We start from the raw sequence: 17,491 nt of genomic DNA on the forward strand, positions 1-17,491 counted from the left end.
AGCGCCTGGCGCCAAGGAGGCTGTAGTCGGCAGCGGAGGCACTATCAGGCGAGGATTCCGATGAATCCACAGAATTCGCAATGCAGCAACAGCACGGTCGAGCCGGATGGTGAGACAACCTTGATGATTCGGCGTTGCAAGAACTGCGCAGTGCTGCTCGCGCCGCCGATTATCACGTGTTCGTCGTGCCAGTCGAAGGCTCTCGAATGGGTGCCTTCGTCCGGTGCGGGGTGGATAGTGTCGTGGAAGGTGGTGCACCGCGCCGACAGACCTTCCGAGAAATGGGAGCCGTCGATAATCGCCATCGTCGAACTGGACGGCGGACCTTGGGTCTACACCACAATCGAAGGCGAGATCCCACCGCCATCCGACCAGCCGGTCCGAGTGAGGTTCGAATCCAGACCGGTCAAGGACAGGTTCCCCGTATTCGCCACCTGCGCGACAGGCAGGCGGCATCCGGACGACGGTACCGCACCGGACCATCGGCACGCGGCCGATCCGGAGCGCTCGGGATCGAGGACTCACATGACGACAGACGCTACCTACGACCCCGCATGGGTCAGGTCCTCACTGAACCAATTCGATTTCCTGGAGTCGGTGAAATCGGTGAATGCGGACGCGAGGTCGGTACTCGAATTCGCGATTCGATGGGCACCGTTCGGCGGCGCCAGCGCCGGCGAACTGCTCGTTGCCTTCGGCGTCAATCGTTGGCGTTTCGTGCAGCTGACTCGCGAGGCCCTGCGTCCACGTGCCGGTGACGGCAGGGATGTGCGAGCGGTGAAACGTAGTTTGTTCGACTCACTGACGTGGGCCTGGCGAATGTATCCCGATTCTTGGGCTTCTCATCCCCAGCGCTGGTGATGAGTGGCCGACGAGTCGTGACTGCGCTCTCCATTCGCTCATGCGAGCTCGTCGCGGGAGTGCTCTGCGGCCCAGGCTGCGATCTGGGTCCGCGAGGTGAACCCCAGTTTGGCGAGGATGTGCTCTACATGTCCTTGCGCTGTGCGCTGCGAAATCACCAGCCGGGCGGCGATTGCCTTGTTGGTCAATCCCTTCGCGACGAGGTCGACGACTTGACGCTCGCGCTTGGTCAAATTCGCCGACACAGAGTCGGCTGCTGCTCGATGGTGCTCACCCAACGCGAAGTCGACTGCCGCCTCGAAACTCATCGCGATGCCCTCCTGGTAGGCGGAGTCGTATCCGCGCCTGCCGAGTATTTCGCGGGCGCGGCGCTCGCATTCCTCATGGTAGGCAACGAAATGGGGATAAATGATGCTGGAGCCGCCGACCGCGTGACCGTGCCCCTGCGCGGCGCCCAACAACACGGCCGCGCGCCGCGCATCGCGCTTCTCAGCCGCGATCCAGGCCAGTATCTCCGTACTGACCGCGGCGACGAGCGGATCGACCACCCGTCGCGCCAAGCGAATGGCCTCCTCCAACAGCTGCACCGCCCGCTCCCGCTCCCCCTGCTGCCAGACGGCAAGTGCCATGGTCCGCAGTGCCAGCGACCGGTACGCCGTATCGCCTCGAGATTCCGCGACGGTCAGCACCTTCTCGAGGCAAGCGAGGGCGCGCGGCATATCTCCCCGTAGTACATAAGCCCAGCCGAGGGAGATCCGCGCCCTCAATTGGAATGAGACATCAGCGTTAGTGCCGAATGCTTCGACGGCATCGTTCAACCGAGCACTCGCACCAGCCAGATCGCCACTGCTGAGAGCGGCGTACCCGTCAGCATAAGCGAGCAGGGCACCAACTGTGCGATCGGCCGTCTGCTCGGCAAGGGTGCGAAGCTCGGCCACGTGCCCGGTCGCGGCCGGAACGTCACCGAGAATCGCGGCGAACACGCTGGCCGTGTAGAGGGCCACGGCACGGTCGGCCGCCGCCGCGGCGGCGGACCTACGGGCAAGCGTGCGCTCGGACCAGCGGCGTCCCTCGCTGAGACGCCCACTCGAAAGCCAGAAACTGTAGAGAGCGGCGGCGGTACGCAACCCGGCCGCGTCCGCCTCTGACTGGCTGAACTCCAGTGCCTTGCGCAGGTTCGGTAACTCTCGTGTGAGACGGGCGATCCACTCGAGCTGGCGTGGACTCACCCAGTCTGCCTCTGCCTCGAGCGCCAGCCGCTCGTACCAGTCCCGGTGACGCCTGCGCAGTTCTGCATACTCGCCGGCGTCCTTGATCTTCTGCATGCCGTATTCCTGCACGGTCTCGAGCAGCCGAAAGCGCACCGCGGTGCCCGATTCCTCCCGGATCAGGATCGACTTGTCGACCAGCGCGGACAGTGCATCGAGGAACTCGGGCTCGGTCATGTCGCCGCCGCACACGTCCTCGGCGGCGTCTAGGTCGAAACTTCCGGCGAATGCCGAGAGCCGACCCCACAACCGCTGTTCCTCGGGCGCGCACAGGTCATAGCTCCAGCCGATGCACCACCCCAGCGTTTGCTGCCGTGTCGGCGCACTCCGACTGCCGCGGGTCAACAGGGCAAACCGGGTGCAGCCGCACCAGGATCTGCTCGGCAGACATCGTCCGCAGCCGCGCCGCCGCCAGCTCGATCGCCAACGGCAACCCGTCCAGCCGTGCACAGATCCCGGCCACACTGAGCCGGTTGTCCTCGGTCAGCTGGAATCCCGGCACCGCCGCGGCGGCTCGCTCCGCGAACAGCGTCACCGCGTCGTAGCTCGCGGCTCCCCGCAGGGATGACCCGGCTCTCGGGTCCGGAAATTTCAGCGGCGGCACCGGCAGCACCGATTCCCCGCCGATGCCCAGGGCCTCACGACTGGTAGCCAGAATCCGCAGCTGCGGGCAGGCCCGCAGTAGCGACTCGACCAGTTTCGCGACCCCCTCGATCACCTGCTCGCAGTTGTCGAGTACCAAGAGCACCTCGCGCGCAGACAAGAATTCCACCAGCACCTCGAGCATCGGTCTGCCGACCTGATGCCGCACACCGAAGGTGGCGGCCACGACATCGGCCAGCAACGAGGAATCGCGCAACTCACCCAACTCGACCAGCCAGACACCGCCCGCAAAATCCCGCTGCAATTTCTGGGCGACTCGCAGCGCGAGCCGTGACTTGCCGACACCACCGATTCCGGTAAGCGTCACCAGACACGACCCCGACAGCAGGTTCTTCACCTCCGACACCTGGCTACGCCGATCCACAAAACTGGTCAGCTCCAGTGGCAGGTTCCCCGCACCCCCGTCGCGCAGCCCAACGCCGCTGCGGCCGGGAACACTGGCCCAGTGTGCAGGCACCGCCGTGGCCGCCGGGGCCCGCTCGCCGCCCGGTTCGGCCCGCAGCGCCATCTGGTCGACCCCGAAACCGTGAGCGAGCTGAACCCGTTGAAGCTGTTCGCCGAATACTGCGGCCGTGGGGCGGTCCCACGGGTCGCGACTCATCGCCGTCTCGATGACTGCACACACGTCCTCGGGGATTCCGCGCTCGCGGAGATCCGGAACCGACTGGGTAGTGATCCGCAGGAACTGCGCCACGATCTGCTCGCCGCTGCGGCGCTCGAACGCCGCGTGACCGGTGAGCGCGCAAAACAGGGTGGCGCCCAGTCCGTACACGTCCGAAGCACGGCTCGGTGAATTCCCGCCGAGGACCTCGGGCGCGGTGAAGGCCGGCGAACCGGTGACCGTACCGGTGGCCGTCTGGAAGCCCCCAGTGAGATGGGCGATGCCGAAGTCCGTCAACGCTGGCTCACCGTAGTCGGTGAGCAGAATGTTCGACGGTTTGACGTCCCGGTGCAAAACTTCCGCGCGATGCGCCGTTTCCAGCGCACCGGCCATCTTCACCCCCAGGCGGAGTACTTCCTGCACCGACAGCGGGCCATCGCGGCGGATCCGAGCGTGCAGCGAGCCCTGCGGATAATGCGGCATCACCAGATATGGCCGACCGGTCTCGGTTTCGCCGACCTCGAGCACCCCGACGATATTCGGGTGGCCCGTCAGCCGGCCCATCGCTCGTTGCTCGCGAAAGAAACGCTCCCGGCTCTCATCGAGTTCGCAGGTAAGGACTTTCACGGCCACCATGCGATCCAGAACAGGCTGGGTGCAGCGGTACACGACGCCGAAACCACCCCGCCCGATCTCGTCGGCGTTCTCCAACCCGACAGCACTCAACTCCGTGACCGCATCAGCACCAAGATCACGTTGCGTCTGGAATGGATCGATGTCCGTCATCAGTCGCTCGCATACACCGCTCGGGCTGAGCAAGAGAATACCGCGCCCGCCCGGTGGTCACGTGGACTTCGACACTGGTCGAGCCCCTTCAATCGCCGCTGATCGCCCCAACCACAACGGCTGGCTCGGCCTTGCGGCCGGCATGGACGTGCCTTGGCAACCCTTTCCATCGGTATCGACGGACAGCATTGACACTGGAGAGATCGCCAACGTGGTCCGGTATCTGGCGCTCGAGGCCCTGACGTTCCTGACCGGCCAGAAGACCATCGCCGTTGATGGCGGCGAAACCAGCGTTAGGCGTCACCTGCCTGAGCTGATGCGTGTCGACTCGGCTCAGGCGGACGTGGGCAGGTAGCCGAGCGAGTGGGACAGCGAGCGGGCGGCGTCCGTGACCAGCTCGGCGTACTGAGCCTGTTGGTAGGAGTGGTATCGCAGCGTGGGAATGGTGATGCTGATGCTGCCGACAACCCCGTTGGCGTCGAACACGGGCGCGGCGAAACCGACCGAGTTCGCGATCTTCTCCGCGCTCGTGGTGTCCCAGCCCTGGGCCCGGATGCGGCGCAGCTCGGTCGCGTACTGATCCGGATCTGGCGGCGGCGCTCCGCTGGCCGGCGCCGGTCCTGCCTGCTCGAGCAGCTCCCGCACGACCGGATCCGCGAGGTGCGCCACGATCACCCGCCCCGAGCAGCCCCACAGCAGTGGCTGCGGGCTGTACATCGGGATGGAGAAGGACAGATGGTGCGTGGAGCGTGCCTGCTCCACGAACATCATGCACCGTTCGTCGGGACGGTAGATCCCAAGCTGGCTGTTCTCGTTGCACTTCGCCGTGAGCTCGGCAAGTATCGGCCGCGCCATTTCGTTCAACGGCTGGCGTGCGGCCACCAGGGCGCCGACCCGGAAGAATTCCCAGCCGACGCGGTAACGCCTGCTCTCCGGATCGGCTTCCACGAATCCTCGCTCGCGCAGGAGCTTCAGCAGGCGGTGGACCGTGCTCGAGGGAAGGTCGAGCTGTGTCGCCAGCTGCGTGAGCGAGAGCGGCTCCGCGGCTTCGGCCAGCGCTTGGAGCAGCTGCAGGGTTCGCGCGACCGGGCCCAACGTGTCACTTTTCATGGCGTCGCCCGCACTGGTGTTGCCACGCTCCACGCCGTGCAGTGTATCCGCCGACGGCGCGGAGCGTGAACATGGTGGCGGGAAGTCATCCGATGACGAACGGATCCCGTGTCGCGCCGGTCAGTTCGACCCAGACGGCCTTGGTCTCGGTGTACTGGCGGACCGTGTCGATGCCGTTTTCCCTGCCCAGGCCGCTGGCCTTGAAGCCGCCGAACGGCACGTTCGGTGCGACGACGCGGTAGGCGTTGATCCAGATCGTGCCGGCCCGCAGCCGGTGAGCGACACGATGCGCGCGGTGTACGTCTTTCGTCCATATCGCACCGGCCAAGCCGTACTTCGAGTCGTTCGCCAGTGCGACGGCTTGCTCCTCCGTGTCGAACGGAAGCACCGACAGGACCGGGCCGAAGATCTCTTCGCAGACCACCGACATGTCCGGTGTGACGTTCGTGACGACGGTCGGCTGAACAAAATAGCCGCCGAGCGACTCTTCTCGGCCGCCGCCGGTCGCGATGGTCGCGCCGGACTGCTTGGCCTCGTTCAAATAATGCAGAACCTTCTCGAGTTGCGCCGCATTGGCCAGGGGACCCATCTCCGTGGATTCCGCAGTGGGGTCGCCGAGCTTGATAGTCTTCGCCCGGGCGGTGATACGGTCGACCAGCGTCTGGTGCACCGACCGTTCGACCAACAACCGTGAACCGGCCATGCAAGTCTGTCCGGTCGCGGCGAACACGCCCGCGATCACGCCGTTGGCGGCGGCGTCGAGATCGGCGTCGGCGAACACGACCTGAGCGGATTTCCCGCCCAGTTCCAGGGAGACGCGGGTGAGCTGGTCCGCGGCGGAGTGCGCAACGTCGATTCCGGTCGCGGTCGACCCGGTGAAGGCCACCTTGTCCACGTCGGGGTGGGCGGCCAGCGCCTTGCCCACGGTGGGGCCGTAACCGGTTACGACATTGAACACCCCGGGCGGGAATCCTGCTTCTTCGACGCGCTTGGCGAGTTCGAGCGCGGAGATCGGGGTGTAGTCGCTGGGTTTGACCACGAATGTGCAACCCGCGGCCAGCGCGGGTGCCAGCTTCCATGCCAGCAGCAGCAGTGGTGAGTTCCACGGCACGATGGCGGCGACCACTCCGATGGGCTCATGGCGCGTATAGGCGAAGAAGTTGGGCCGGTCCGACGGAATCGCACTGCCCTCGATCTTGTCCGCCATTCCTGCGAAGAAGTAGAACCATTCCGGCATGTAGGCCATCTGCCCGCGCATTTCGCGAAGCAGCTTGCCCGAATCGCGGGTTTCGAACTCGGCGAGCACGTCCGCGTCCCGGGCGAGGATGTCGCCGAGCCTGCGCAGCAGAGCGGCGCGCTGGAAACCGGTCAGCTTGCCCCAGGGCCCGGACAACGCGGCGCGCGCGGCGGCCACGGCCTTGTCGACGTCGGTGGCGTCACCGTCCGGCGCGGTGGCCCACGGCCGGCCGGTGAAGGGGTTCAGGCTGTCGAACGTCCCTCCTGAAGCCGCAGGGATGCGCTCCCCATTGATCACCATCTGGTACTGGGCGAGCCGGCCGGTCTCGGTGGGTTGTGCGAGCGTCACGACGCTTCCTCTCTGTAGCTGCCGATTGTGGTGTCTTGCTCGTCTGCGATGGCCTTTTCCCAGGCCACTAGATCGGTGAGGCCGAGCGAGGAGTTGAGGGCGGTGAAGCTGGTGCGTGCCACACCGTCGAGCTGCCCGTGCTCGGCCAGGTTGTCCAACGCTGCGTGCACGGCAGTGTCGGACGCGGCGAGCAACTCGATGGGGAAGAAGGTCATGGCGTAGCCGAACTCGCTCAACTGCGCCGTGGACAGCCGGGGTGCCAGGCCGGTGTCGGCGGCGTTGTAGACGGCGGGACCCTGCAGCGCGCGCGGCACCGCCGCGATCTCTTCGACCGTGTGTAAGGCATCGATGAACGCGGCCGTCGCACCGAGTTCCAGGAACCGGTTGGCGCGATCCAGCGCGGCGGCAAGCCCGTGCCGTTCAAGCGCATCGGTGCGGGCGATGATCGCCACGCCGTGCTCGGCGCCGACTTCGACCGCGACACGCACCCGTTGCTCGGCCTCGGTCAGCGGAGCGACCTCCTTGTCCGCAATGTGCCCGCAGCGTTTGGGGTTGAGCTGATCCTCGATCTGCACCGCGGAAACGCCCAGGGCGGCCAGCGTGCTCACCGTGCGCGCGACGTTGAGCAGCCCGCCGTATCCGGTGTCGGCGTCGACGATCATCGGCAACGAGCAGCACGCACGCAGCCGCTCGTAGATGCCGCGCATCTCGCCGAGGCCGAGCAGACCGAGATCGGGCAGCCCCCATGCGCTGGCGATGCCGGCGTAGCCGCCGCAGTAGAACGCCTCGAATCCGTGATCTGCGATCGCCCGGGCCGACATGGCGTCGAAGGCCCCGGGAGCCACAAGCATCTCGCCACCACCGTGCAGCCGGTCCGCCAACCAGGTCACTACAGCTCCATCCCGCGTCTATTTCAACTAGATGGAATCTAGATCCACTCAATGGAAGCTGTCAAGAAGTAAAGTGAACGATGCTGAGGGCTTGACGTACATATACAGGCTATCTAGTCTCCGATAAGCGGACTTGAAATCCGTTGAGTGGAATCTCAAATATCACGACGGTGTGGTACTCGAGGGTGCCGTCGGCCGTCTCGAGCGGAGGAATGTCATGAGCGATGGTCGTGTGCAGCGCGGCGAAACCCCGATCCTGGGGAGCCCGAACGCGTTCAAGCTGGCCGTGTTCGGTCCCAACTGCAGCGGAGGTTGCTCGATGACCTCCGGCGGCGGCGAGATCGCCGTCAGCTGGGCGGAAAGTAAGAAGATCGCCATCGCCGCCGACGAAGCCGGCATCGAAGCGATCATCCCCGTCGCCCGGTGGCGAGGGTTCGGCGGTGCGACGGATTTCAATGGCCGGTCCTTCGAAACGTTCACCTGGGCGGCCGGGCTCGCCGCGATCACCGAGCGCATCCAGATCTTCTCGACCTGGCACGTGCCAACCGCGCATCCGGTGCGGGTGGCCAAGGAGGTCGCCACTATCGACCACATCTCCGGCGGCCGGTTCGGGCTGAATCTCGTGGCAGGGTGGGTCGCGAAAGAGATCGAGATGTTCGGCCTGACACAGCGCGAACACGACGTCCGCTACGACTACGCGGCCGAGGTCTTCGAGGTGCTCGAGCGCTTGTGGACCGAAACCGAACCGTTCGACCACGAGGGCGAGTTCCTGCGGATACCCGGTGGCTTCAGTGAGCCGAAACCGATCCAGGTTCCCTATCCGGTGATCATGAGCGCGGGGGTGAGTCCGCGTGGCCGGGACTTCGCCGCCAAGTACGCCGACGTCAGTTTCATCCTCGTCGACAACCTGGACACCGCGGCGAAGATGGTCGCTGACACCCAGAACAATGCACGCACCAAGTACGGCCGCGAGCTTTCGGTGTTCGGGATGGGGCATATCGTGTGTGCCGACACCGAGGCCGAGGCCAAGCGGCTCTACCGGCATTACGTGCACGACCACGGCGACTGGTCCGGAGTGGACAACCTGCTTGCTGCGCTGATCCCTAACCAGGACGTTGGTAAATACGAACGCCAGGCCCTCGCCGAGAACCTCATCGCGGGATGGGGAGCGCTGCCGCTGGTGGGTACGCCGGAACAAGTGGTCGCGGGCATGCAGGAAATGGCCGCCAGCGGCCTGGCGGGCATCACGCTGTCCTGGTTCGACTACCAGACCGGACTCGAGCAGTTTCGCGAGCAGATTCTCCCGCTGATGGAGGAGGCGGGCCTGCGCACACCCACGGGCACCGCCTCTGTCCGTGCCGGAACCGTCACCGCGAACGCCTGAGGAGCATCCGATGTCCGAACTCGACAGCCTGTGGCAGCCGCTGCGCGTCGGTTCCACCACACTCGCCAACCGCGTCGTCGTAACCGCGCACGCGCTGGGATACGGGCACGAGAATCTCATGAGCGAGCAGAGCGTCGCCTATTACGAGGAACGAGCAAAGGGTGGCGTCGGGCTGATCATCACCGAGGCCCAAGCCGTGCACCGATCGAGCAAGGGCGGTCTGCACGGGACCCACGAGGGCTGGCGGAAGGAAAGCATCGACAGCTACCGGAAGTTGGCCGAAGCCGTGCATCCGTACGGCACTAAGGCATTCGTCCAGCTCGCCCACTTCGGCGGCGAGGACCACAACACGATGTTCCTCGACAACTGGCGTGCCCTGTGGACCCCCTCCGGACTGCCGTCGGTTATCTACCGAGAGATGGGCAAGGTGATGGAGGAAGCCGACATCGCCGAGGTGCTCAACGGCTACGCCACCACCGCGCACAACGCCAAGACCGCGGGCCTCGATGGCGCCGAGATCCACGCCGCCCACGGTTATCTCGCCGCCAGCTTCCTGTCGCCGCTGACGAACCGGCGCACCGACCGCTACGGGGGCGGCACGGAAAACCGCTGCCGCATGGCGATCGAGACCGGCGAGGCAATCCGGGCCCGCTGCGGGCCCGACTTCCCCCTCGGCTTCCGGTACTCCTTCGACGAGTTCCTCCCCGGCGGTATCGACGCAGACGAGGGCGAACGAATCCTGCGCGTGCTCTTCGAGACCGGATTGTTCGACTACTTCAGCATCTCCGGCGGCAACCACCACACCCTGCACAAGTTCATCTCTCCGATGAGCGAGACGCCGGGTCAGCTCGTCCCATTCGCCGCGCGCGCCAAGAAGATCGTCGGCGATGTGCCGGTACTGACCGCGAACGGCATCGTCGACCTCGACACCGCGGCCCGTATCGTGCGCGACCGTGCCGCGGACCTGGTGGCGATGACCCGGGCGCACATCGCCGACCCGCACCTGATCAGCAAGGCGAGGAAGGGCCGCGCCCGCGAAATCCGCCGGTGCTTCAACATCAACCAGGGGTGTATCAACCGGCTCTTCCACAACGAGGCGATCACCTGCACGCAGAACCCCGCGACCGGCCGGGAACGCGAACTCGGTGCCGGCACACTCCGGCGCGCGACCAGCCCCAAGCGGATTCTGGTCGTCGGCGGTGGGCCGGCGGGGATGAAGGCCGCCGAGATCGCCGCCGCCCGTGGCCATTCCGTAACTCTCATCGAGCGCGAGCAATCCCTGGGCGGTCAGGTTCGCTACGCGGCGAAGCTGCCCACCCGCAGAGATTGGTCGGTGCTGATCGACAACCTGACCACCATGCTCAACGTGCACAACGTCGACATCCGTCTCGGCACCGAGGCGGGACCGGAATCGATTTTTGCCGAGCTGCCGGACGAAGTCATCCTTGCCACCGGCTCCAGCTGGAACACCGACGGGTTCTCGATGACCTCGGCACACCGGGAGGGCATTCCCGGGCTCGCCCACACGAAGGTCCTCACCCCGGTCGAAGCGATCGCCCGCCCGGGAGCCTGCGGGCAGCGCGTGCTCATCGTCGACGACACCGGTGACTATTTGCCGCTGGGGCTGGCGGAGTTGCTCGCCATGCAAGGGCGTTCCGTCGAAGTGGTGAGCACGCACCTGTTCGTGGGCGAGAACGTCACGCACACCCTCGACGTCGGGCACCTGTACCCGCGCGTCCACGCCGCAGGTGTGGTACTGACCCCGCAGCATCACGTGGCCGAGGTAACCGGTGCAGGGGCCGTGCTCGCGCGGCTGTGGGACGGGCAGCGGCGGACGACCGGCATCGATTCGCTGATTCCCATCATGCTGCGCCGCCCCAACGACGAGCTCTACCACGCCCTGCGGGGCCAGGTGGCCGAGGTACGCCGGATCGGCGACTGTCTCGCGCCGCGGCACGTCGATGAAGCCATCTATGAAGGTGAAATGGCGGCGCGCGCGGCGTGAGCCCCGCCGCCCCGAGCACTACCAAGGAGAGCTGATCCATGAGCGGATTGGTACAGGACAAAGCCGGCATCGGCCGGGCTTCCGGGCTCACGTTCGCACCGGGCGTGCGGCCGAGTGGCCCCAGGGACAACTGGTGAGTCGATGAGCATGAACAATCCCGGGTGCGACACCGCGCAGCCGCTGCTGGAACCGATCACGGGCGACGAGGGGGCGCTGCGCGCAATCTACGGCGAGTTCCCGACAGGGGTCACCGCCGTGTGCGCTCTCGTCGGCGGCGTACCGGCTGGTATCGCGGCGAGCTCCTTCGTCCCGGTGTCTCTGGTCCCACCACTGGTGTCAGTCTGTGCGCAGCACACCTCCGCGACCTGGCCGCTGCTGCGTGCCGCGCCGCGGCTGGGAATCAGTGTGCTGGCGGAAGAGCAGCGGGTCCAGTGCCGGTCCCTCGGCCGCAAGACCGGGGATCGTTTCGGCCAGGTGCGCTGGGTGGCGAACGACGGTGGCGCCGTGTTCGTCCACGGTGCCACCGCCTGGTTCGACTGTGTGATCACCGCAGAGGTACCGGCGGGCGACCACAGCATCGTGTTGCTGGAAGTGGCAGCTGCGCGTGCGGTGGGCGAGAGCTCACCGCTGGTGTTCCACCGGAGCCGGTTCTGGCGGCTGAATGCGGCCGTTGACAGGGCAGGATGAAACCGGCGATGAACACCGCACGGGTCGAGGCGGCGACACACCAGCTGGCAGCGGGCGGAATGGCCATCGTCTCCGATGATGCCGACCGGGAGAACGAGGCCGATCTGTTGCTTGCGGCCGAACACGCGACACCCGAGGTCCTGGCCTTCTTTCTGCGTCACGGCAGCGGCATCGTCTGTGCCCCGATGCCCGCCGAACACGCCGACCGCCTCCACTTGGACCCGATGGTGGATCACAACACCGACCAGCATCGGACCGCGTTCACCGTCAGCGTCGATCACGTCAGCACCGGCACGGGCATCTCGGCGCCGGACCGGGCGGCGACGATCCGGGCGCTCGCCTCCCCTGACACCCGGCATACGGATTTGCGCCGGCCGGGACACGTGTTCCCGCTGCGCGCCCGGTGGGGAGGCGTGCTGAAACGCGCCGGCCACACCGAGGCCGCCGTGGACCTGACGCGAATTGCAGGCGGCACGGGTGTCGCCGTGATCACCGAACTGATGGACCCGAACGGCATGCCGATGACCGGAGAACGGCTCCGCGCCTTCGTCGCCGAGCATCGTTTGCCCTGGCTTGCCATCGCCGATCTCGTCCAGTACCGCCTGCACACCCATCGGCTCGTCGAGCCGAGCGGCCCAGCCAGGCTGCCCACGCGCTACGGCGAGTTCACCGCATGGTCCTTCGATTCGGTGCTGGACGGCACGGAACATCTGGCCTTGACGATGGGAGACGTCGTGGCTGCGGGAAGCAGCCCGGAGGGGGTGCTGGTGCGTGTGCACAGCGAGTGCATCACCGGCGATCTGCTCGGTTCGCTGCGCTGCGACTGTGGCGGCCAATTCGACGCCGCCCTACGGCAGATCGCGCGGGAAGGGGTCGGGGTTCTGGTCTACCTCCGCGGGCACGAGGGGCGTGGCATCGGGCTGGGCCACAAGCTCCGGGCTTACGCCCTGCAGGAATCCGGCTGCGACACCGTGGACGCGAACCTTGCCCTCGGACTGCCCGTGGACAGCCGGGAATACGGCGTTGGGGCCGCGATCCTCGCTCAGTTGGGCGTGCGCCGGATTCGAGTGATCACGAACAATCCCCACAAGTACGGCGGTCTCGGCGGATTCGGCATCGAGGTGGTGGGACGCGTGCCCAGCCCGCCGATCGTCACTCCCGACAACCTCGCCTACCTGCGGACCAAACGGGACCGGCTGGGACACCTGTTCGACATTCCGGTCGTCCCCGCGGAGTGACCACCGCGCTCGCAGTCTCTGGTAGCCGATGGCGCCGCGGCTGTGGACTGATCACCAGCGGTTCGTCACCACCTCGCCACGGGAGGCGGTGACGGTGCGGAAAATCTTGTCCCGCAAGACATGTGAGGTAGTCGACCACTGGCTTGGGTGGTCGACGACACCGGGTTCGCCAAGGATTGTGACGCTTTACTGTGCGCAACCCGGCAGTACTCGGGCATGCTCGGCAAGGCCGGCAACTGCCAGGTCGCGGTCGGTGTGCATGCGGTCACCGGCACCGCCTCGTCTCCGCTGAGCCGGCGGCTGTTCCTGCAGCCGCAGCGCGCATTCCGCCGGTGCGGCGCGATGCAGCCGTTCCGCTGGGAAGACACCCGCGCCGAGTCGCCGACGAGGCGTCGGCGACTCGGATGCCTGCCCAGCAGCCCGGCCGCACGCATCAACCGCCACACCCGCTTGCGTGAGACCGCGTGCCCGGTCACGCGCACAGGACCATACCGCCCGTGATCGACCCGCCGGCCCACCAGTATCGGCACGGCCGACCCACTGCGGTGGCTGTGGATATGCATCGACCGGTAGCGCGGCGGCCGGCGAGGGCGGTCGGTGTAACGGTGGTACCCGCGCACCGAGTGCCCGCCCACCTTGCATCCCCTGCGAGCTCTCGGCTGGACAGCCTCATACCCCATGACGGAAGTATCGCAGCGGGTACCGACACGATCAGCCGGTCAGGGCAGTCGAGGGCGGTCACGATATCGCCGTGACCGGTGGCCAATCCCGGGGCACGACATCGGCGGGCTTGCGGGTGATGTCCCCAGTGGCAGGTCGCTGTCGAATAGTGATGTGCCATGGCCTGGTGAGCCAGCAGCAGGGGAACGACCCCGGCCCCTTACAGGAACAGAACCCAGAAAACGCTCGTGACCTGCGAAAACCTTCGCTCACGTGACAAGCGAAAGGTCCGCTGGAATCACAAACATGCAGGTTGGAGCCCTGAAATGGAATTCCTGGTGGAGCTAAGGGGACTTGAACTCCCGGTTCCCCATGCTCGCACGTCAATTTCGGTGCAATATCCTGCGGTTCACGTGATTTCGGCACGCTGACAATCGCTACCGTAACCCTCACTGGGGGATCGCGCTCGGTGTGTTGCCCCAGAGGAGGCTTGATTCATGATTCGCTAATCACTAATCTTCTTCGCTCATGGTTCTAGCTGAATGCCCGCCGGATCGACAGATGTCGGCTGCTTTGTTCGGCAATCGCTATCGGCTCGAACTACTGGTGGCACTGGCCGAGAGCGATGATCAGGGAGTTAACCTGTCCCAGCTCGCCGAAGACCGGACAGTCGCCGCGAGCGTGTACTACGGTCCGATTCGTGATCTGCTGGCCGCAGGTTTGGTTGAACGATTGGGTCAGATCACTGGTGATCGTCGTTGCTGGTACCGACGGCGGGAGTATGAATTCTGGAACACCGTTTCGTCTCTTGCGCAACGGTTGGCGGAAGTAGAGGTGGAGGCGTCGTGAGTCGTGCTGGTGTGGCCGAGGCGGCACGGGCTGTCGTTACGGCCCCGGCACGCAACCGACACGCTGGAGCGATCCTCCTCCGCGGTTGTGCGGATGTTCAACACCGCAGTGGGGGTTGCCTATCTCTCCAATACTGCGGAGATTGCACGGCGCCAGGCGGCTGGCTTGGCGGCGGTGACGCAAATGGATCTGTTGGATGTGCTGATGGGATTGCCGGTCGGGTGTCGGGCATCTCACCGATCGCGAACGCCGACTTCTGCGGCGACCGCCCGCTGGTGTTGTCGACATGAGCGGCGGCCAGTGCATCCGGCACGCTGTTGCGCCGCTATCGCCACAGTTTGCCGTCGTCGCCAGTCGGAGCTGGAAGGACGGTTTACGCTCAGCAGGTCAGTTCGCGCCGTTCTGCAGTCGCGCCATGTTGCTGCGCTCAATTCCGGATGATCTGGACGACGCGCGAGTCCAGGCGTCGGCATCGGGATCTGCGTCTTCTCGAGCAAGCCTGAAGACGATTCAACCGGAGTTGACATCAACGCGCTCCACCTGGGGCGCAATATAGCTGGGACCGGTTGACCAACTTCCGCAGGGCTTCGCGATCCCTCAGACGGGATACGTACCCACGATGACCAGGCGTTTCCCAGTTGCCCGTGTTTTGCGTTTCCTGCCCAGGGCACGAACCTACGACAAGGCCAACTGCAAGGGGTCGACGGCCATGAGATGGCAAAACTGCACTCTCGTCCGGTCGCTCATCTCCAGCATGGTTGCTGGCCAGCCGTCGGGGCTGTCATCAAAACCAGCATTTAATGGCTGACGTCAACCAACGAATCCCACGCATACCAACGCTAGTAATCGATATTACAGCCAGAACTGGGCAGAATTTCAATGTATCTGCACGCAACGGAAAACCCATCACTCGCCGTCGCTACAACTACCTGTTCGAGCGCCTCGGCCGATATCTGCCCTGGGTCATCACCCACGGCATCTCCATCCACTGGCTGCGCCACACCACAACCACCTGGGTCGAACGCCGCTACGGCGGGGCGACCGCACGCGAATTCGCCCGCCATGCCCTCGGCAGCGCCGGACCCACCGGCGTCTACACCACGGCAACAATCAACGAAGTCGCATCCGCGCTCGCCCACCTCACCGGGGAACCCCACCCCCTAGCCACAACGGTCACGCTGGCACAGAAGAACCATATGACGACATAAACGACGCGGTCAGGCAGATTGTCTGCCCCGAGGCCGGCGATAGCCACTGGGAAGCACTCTTCGACATTGGTCCACAGTCAATGCCCGGTCCTCGGGACCCATGAGGCTGTGTTGAGTCCACTGGTTCACGGCAATCGGCCCGGTCCTGCACCACCTGACGGCGGCGGTTGTTCAGCCGGGAAGTCATCGACCGTGCAGAATCCGCTTCCGCGACAGGCAAATCCCGGCAGCCACGCCAGATTCAGGTGCTGGTCACCATCAACGCAGCTATTCAAATCCCCTCTCGCTCATTACTTGAGCACGGATTTGCATCCAAATTTGATGCAAATCCGTGCTCGATCACCTCCCCGCGCACGTTCCCCGCTAGCTCGGGCAGTCAGACGTGGCTCAGATGCGACAGCGAAGCCGCTCGCGGCACACAGTTTCGTCATTGGTGACGCATCTGCTTGCGCGAGTGGAAGGTCGCTCCCCCCTCTAACACGCGGCAACGGCACAACTGAGACGGACGCATGCACGAGCGATCCCTCGCACACGCCACGGCGCGACGCGCAGCCGTACGTGCCACGTCCTACCGCGGTATCCGCAACGCTTCAGAGACTTGAGCGCGACGGGCTGGTTTCGCAAACCGTGCGGGAGAGACGCGTCCTCCGGCGTGGAGTACGCACTCACCTCCGTCGCGAGCCCCTAACCGTCCCACTGAGAAGCGCTGGCCGACTGGACAGAAGCACATCGCGGCGTCATCGCCGAACATCGAGCCTTGTGGGACTCAGTTCGAGCAGACAGCGACCGGCACACGTCGCCTGCGCTACCAACCTCTTTGCCAGGTACGGCTAGATCCTCGGCCCCCGCTCCCCGGCCGGACTCGCGCTCAGCCTCGGCGTCGGGCGAGGTTCAAAGCATCCACACCCAATATTGACATCCTGGTAATTGTCAGACAACATGTGGATATGTCGCCTTCAGTCGCCATCGTCACTGGTGCCAGCCGCGGATTAGGCAGAGCCACGGCTCTCGCTCTCGCCGAGTCGGGAGTACAGACCGTTCTTGCGGCGCGTGGCGCCGACGAACTCCGGTCGCTGACGGAAGAGATCAGCGCACTCGGGGTGAAATCTCTTGCCTGCGTTACCGATATCTCGGACGAGTCCTCCGTTGAGCACCTCTTCGCGACATGCCTGAACGAACTCGGTCGACTCGACATTCTGATCAACAACGCCGGTGTCGCGTTGCAGCGGAATCTCGTCGATCTGACTGATGCAGACTGGCAACGCATCTTCGACATCAACGTCCGCGGGATGTTCCACTGTTCACGTTCTGCGGCAAGACATTTCGAGTCGGTCGGTTCCGGGCGGGCAGTGAATGTCGCCTCCGTGTTCGGCCTCGTCGGCCGACCGGGATACACGTCCTACTGCGCTTCCAAAGGGGCGGTGATCAACTTCACGCGCGCGGCTGCCGCCGAATGGGCACGCTTCGGCGCACAGATCAACGCGGTCGCACCTGGCTACATCGCCACCGACATCAATGCCGAGTTGCGTGGAGACGCCGAAGCTATGAAGAAGGTGCTGCGCCGCATCCCTGCCCATCGAATGGGCGAGCCCAGGGAAGTCGCGAACGTAGTCCGGTATCTGGCGCTGGACGCCCCGACCTTCCTCACCGGCCAGACCATCGCCGTCGATGGCGGCGAATCCAGCGTTTAGGAGAT

The 17,491-nt window shown here is 65.3% G+C and carries 13 protein-coding genes and 2 pseudogenes; 11 read left to right on the top strand and 4 right to left on the bottom strand.

From position 1 onward, the window contains the following. Positions 1 to 123 precede the first annotated feature (123 nt). A pseudogene (locus ACHQ4I_RS07575) lies at positions 124 to 336 on the top strand (Zn-ribbon domain-containing OB-fold protein); the annotation flags it as partial. Between the two features lie 189 nt (positions 337 to 525). Further along, positions 526 to 861: a hypothetical protein gene (locus tag ACHQ4I_RS07580; RefSeq protein ID WP_420771119.1), complete on the top strand. Its 336-nt coding sequence runs from the start codon at positions 526 to 528 to the stop codon at positions 859 to 861. Between the two features lie 38 nt (positions 862 to 899). On the opposite strand, the pseudogene ACHQ4I_RS07585 reads toward ACHQ4I_RS07580, so the two are convergent. Further along, positions 900 to 4,179: pseudogene (locus tag ACHQ4I_RS07585) on the bottom strand (protein kinase domain-containing protein). Between ACHQ4I_RS07585 and ACHQ4I_RS07590 the strand changes: the two are divergent. Continuing rightward, positions 4,169 to 4,534: a hypothetical protein gene (locus ACHQ4I_RS07590; RefSeq protein ID WP_420770975.1), complete on the top strand. Its 366-nt coding sequence runs from the start codon at positions 4,169 to 4,171 to the stop codon at positions 4,532 to 4,534. The pseudogene ACHQ4I_RS07585 and the gene ACHQ4I_RS07590 sit on opposite strands and share 11 nt — an antisense overlap. Here the strand turns inward: ACHQ4I_RS07590 and ACHQ4I_RS07595 are convergent. From ACHQ4I_RS07595 to ACHQ4I_RS07605, 3 genes are read right to left on the bottom strand one after another with little or no spacing between them, the layout of a single operon-like run. Next, positions 4,513 to 5,322 carry an IclR family transcriptional regulator gene (locus tag ACHQ4I_RS07595; protein ID WP_420770976.1) on the bottom strand — a complete coding sequence of 270 codons (810 nt, stop codon included), beginning with the start codon at positions 5,320 to 5,322 and terminating at the stop codon, positions 4,513 to 4,515. The genes ACHQ4I_RS07590 and ACHQ4I_RS07595 overlap by 22 nt on opposite strands. Before the next feature lie 52 nt (positions 5,323 to 5,374). Next, on the bottom strand, positions 5,375 to 6,826 hold the full coding sequence (locus ACHQ4I_RS07600; protein WP_420771120.1) for an aldehyde dehydrogenase: 1,452 nt from the start codon (positions 6,824 to 6,826) through the stop codon (positions 5,375 to 5,377). 44 nt (positions 6,827 to 6,870) lie between these two features. Continuing rightward, positions 6,871 to 7,764 carry an isocitrate lyase/PEP mutase family protein gene (locus ACHQ4I_RS07605; RefSeq protein WP_420770977.1) on the bottom strand — a complete coding sequence of 298 codons (894 nt, stop codon included), beginning with the start codon at positions 7,762 to 7,764 and terminating at the stop codon, positions 6,871 to 6,873. 217 nt (positions 7,765 to 7,981) lie between these two features. On the opposite strand from ACHQ4I_RS07605, the gene ACHQ4I_RS07610 reads away from it, so the two are divergent. From ACHQ4I_RS07610 to ACHQ4I_RS07645, 8 genes are all read left to right on the top strand, one after another. Next, a complete protein-coding gene (locus tag ACHQ4I_RS07610) occupies positions 7,982 to 9,148 on the top strand; it encodes an LLM class flavin-dependent oxidoreductase (protein WP_420770978.1) in 1,167 nt (388 codons plus the stop codon). Between the two features lie 10 nt (positions 9,149 to 9,158). Continuing rightward, positions 9,159 to 11,153, top strand: a complete 1,995-nt coding sequence (locus tag ACHQ4I_RS07615) for an oxidoreductase (RefSeq protein ID WP_420770979.1) — start codon at positions 9,159 to 9,161, stop codon at positions 11,151 to 11,153. Between the two features lie 141 nt (positions 11,154 to 11,294). After that, entirely contained in the window at positions 11,295 to 11,840 is a 546-nt protein-coding gene (locus ACHQ4I_RS07620; protein WP_420770980.1) for a flavin reductase family protein, read from the top strand. 8 nt (positions 11,841 to 11,848) lie between these two features. Continuing rightward, complete coding sequence (gene ribA, locus ACHQ4I_RS07625) at positions 11,849 to 13,078, top strand: GTP cyclohydrolase II (protein ID WP_420770981.1); 1,230 nt, start codon at positions 11,849 to 11,851, stop codon at positions 13,076 to 13,078. A 147-nt stretch (positions 13,079 to 13,225) separates the two neighbouring features. Next, positions 13,226 to 13,579, top strand: a complete 354-nt coding sequence (locus tag ACHQ4I_RS07630) for a transposase (protein WP_420770982.1) — start codon at positions 13,226 to 13,228, stop codon at positions 13,577 to 13,579. A gap of 720 nt (positions 13,580 to 14,299) precedes the next feature. Next, positions 14,300 to 14,587 (top strand): hypothetical protein, encoded by a 288-nt coding sequence (locus tag ACHQ4I_RS07635; RefSeq protein WP_420770983.1) that lies wholly within the window; start codon positions 14,300 to 14,302, stop codon positions 14,585 to 14,587. Positions 14,588 to 15,387: 800 nt separating this feature from the next. Then, positions 15,388 to 15,795, top strand: a complete 408-nt coding sequence (locus ACHQ4I_RS07640) for a hypothetical protein (protein WP_420770984.1) — start codon at positions 15,388 to 15,390, stop codon at positions 15,793 to 15,795. Between the two features lie 947 nt (positions 15,796 to 16,742). Beyond that, positions 16,743 to 17,486, top strand: a complete 744-nt coding sequence (locus ACHQ4I_RS07645) for an SDR family NAD(P)-dependent oxidoreductase (protein ID WP_420770985.1) — start codon at positions 16,743 to 16,745, stop codon at positions 17,484 to 17,486. Positions 17,487 to 17,491: the final 5 nt, after the last annotated feature.

Origin of the sequence: Nocardia nepalensis (genome assembly GCF_048910785.1) — a bacterium.
Classification (GTDB): Bacteria; Actinomycetota; Actinomycetes; order Mycobacteriales; family Mycobacteriaceae; genus Nocardia; species Nocardia nepalensis.

What these genes read in the sequence shown, in the direction of transcription:
- ribA (WP_420770981.1), top strand. Translation starts at nt 11,849, where the DNA reads ATGAACACCGCACGGGTCGAGGCGGCGACACACCAGCTGGCAGCGGGC.
- ACHQ4I_RS07590 (WP_420770975.1), top strand. Translation starts at nt 4,169, where the DNA reads ATGTCCGTCATCAGTCGCTCGCATACACCGCTCGGGCTGAGCAAGAGA.
- ACHQ4I_RS07615 (WP_420770979.1), top strand. Translation starts at nt 9,159, where the DNA reads ATGTCCGAACTCGACAGCCTGTGGCAGCCGCTGCGCGTCGGTTCCACC.
- ACHQ4I_RS07610 (WP_420770978.1), top strand. Translation starts at nt 7,982, where the DNA reads ATGAGCGATGGTCGTGTGCAGCGCGGCGAAACCCCGATCCTGGGGAGC.
- ACHQ4I_RS07600 (WP_420771120.1), bottom strand. Translation starts at nt 6,826, where the DNA reads ATGGTGATCAATGGGGAGCGCATCCCTGCGGCTTCAGGAGGGACGTTC.
- ACHQ4I_RS07620 (WP_420770980.1), top strand. Translation starts at nt 11,295, where the DNA reads ATGAGCATGAACAATCCCGGGTGCGACACCGCGCAGCCGCTGCTGGAA.
- ACHQ4I_RS07645 (WP_420770985.1), top strand. Translation starts at nt 16,743, where the DNA reads ATGTCGCCTTCAGTCGCCATCGTCACTGGTGCCAGCCGCGGATTAGGC.
- ACHQ4I_RS07640 (WP_420770984.1), top strand. Translation starts at nt 15,388, where the DNA reads ATGGCTGACGTCAACCAACGAATCCCACGCATACCAACGCTAGTAATC.
- ACHQ4I_RS07580 (WP_420771119.1), top strand. Translation starts at nt 526, where the DNA reads ATGACGACAGACGCTACCTACGACCCCGCATGGGTCAGGTCCTCACTG.
- ACHQ4I_RS07635 (WP_420770983.1), top strand. Translation starts at nt 14,300, where the DNA reads ATGTCGGCTGCTTTGTTCGGCAATCGCTATCGGCTCGAACTACTGGTG.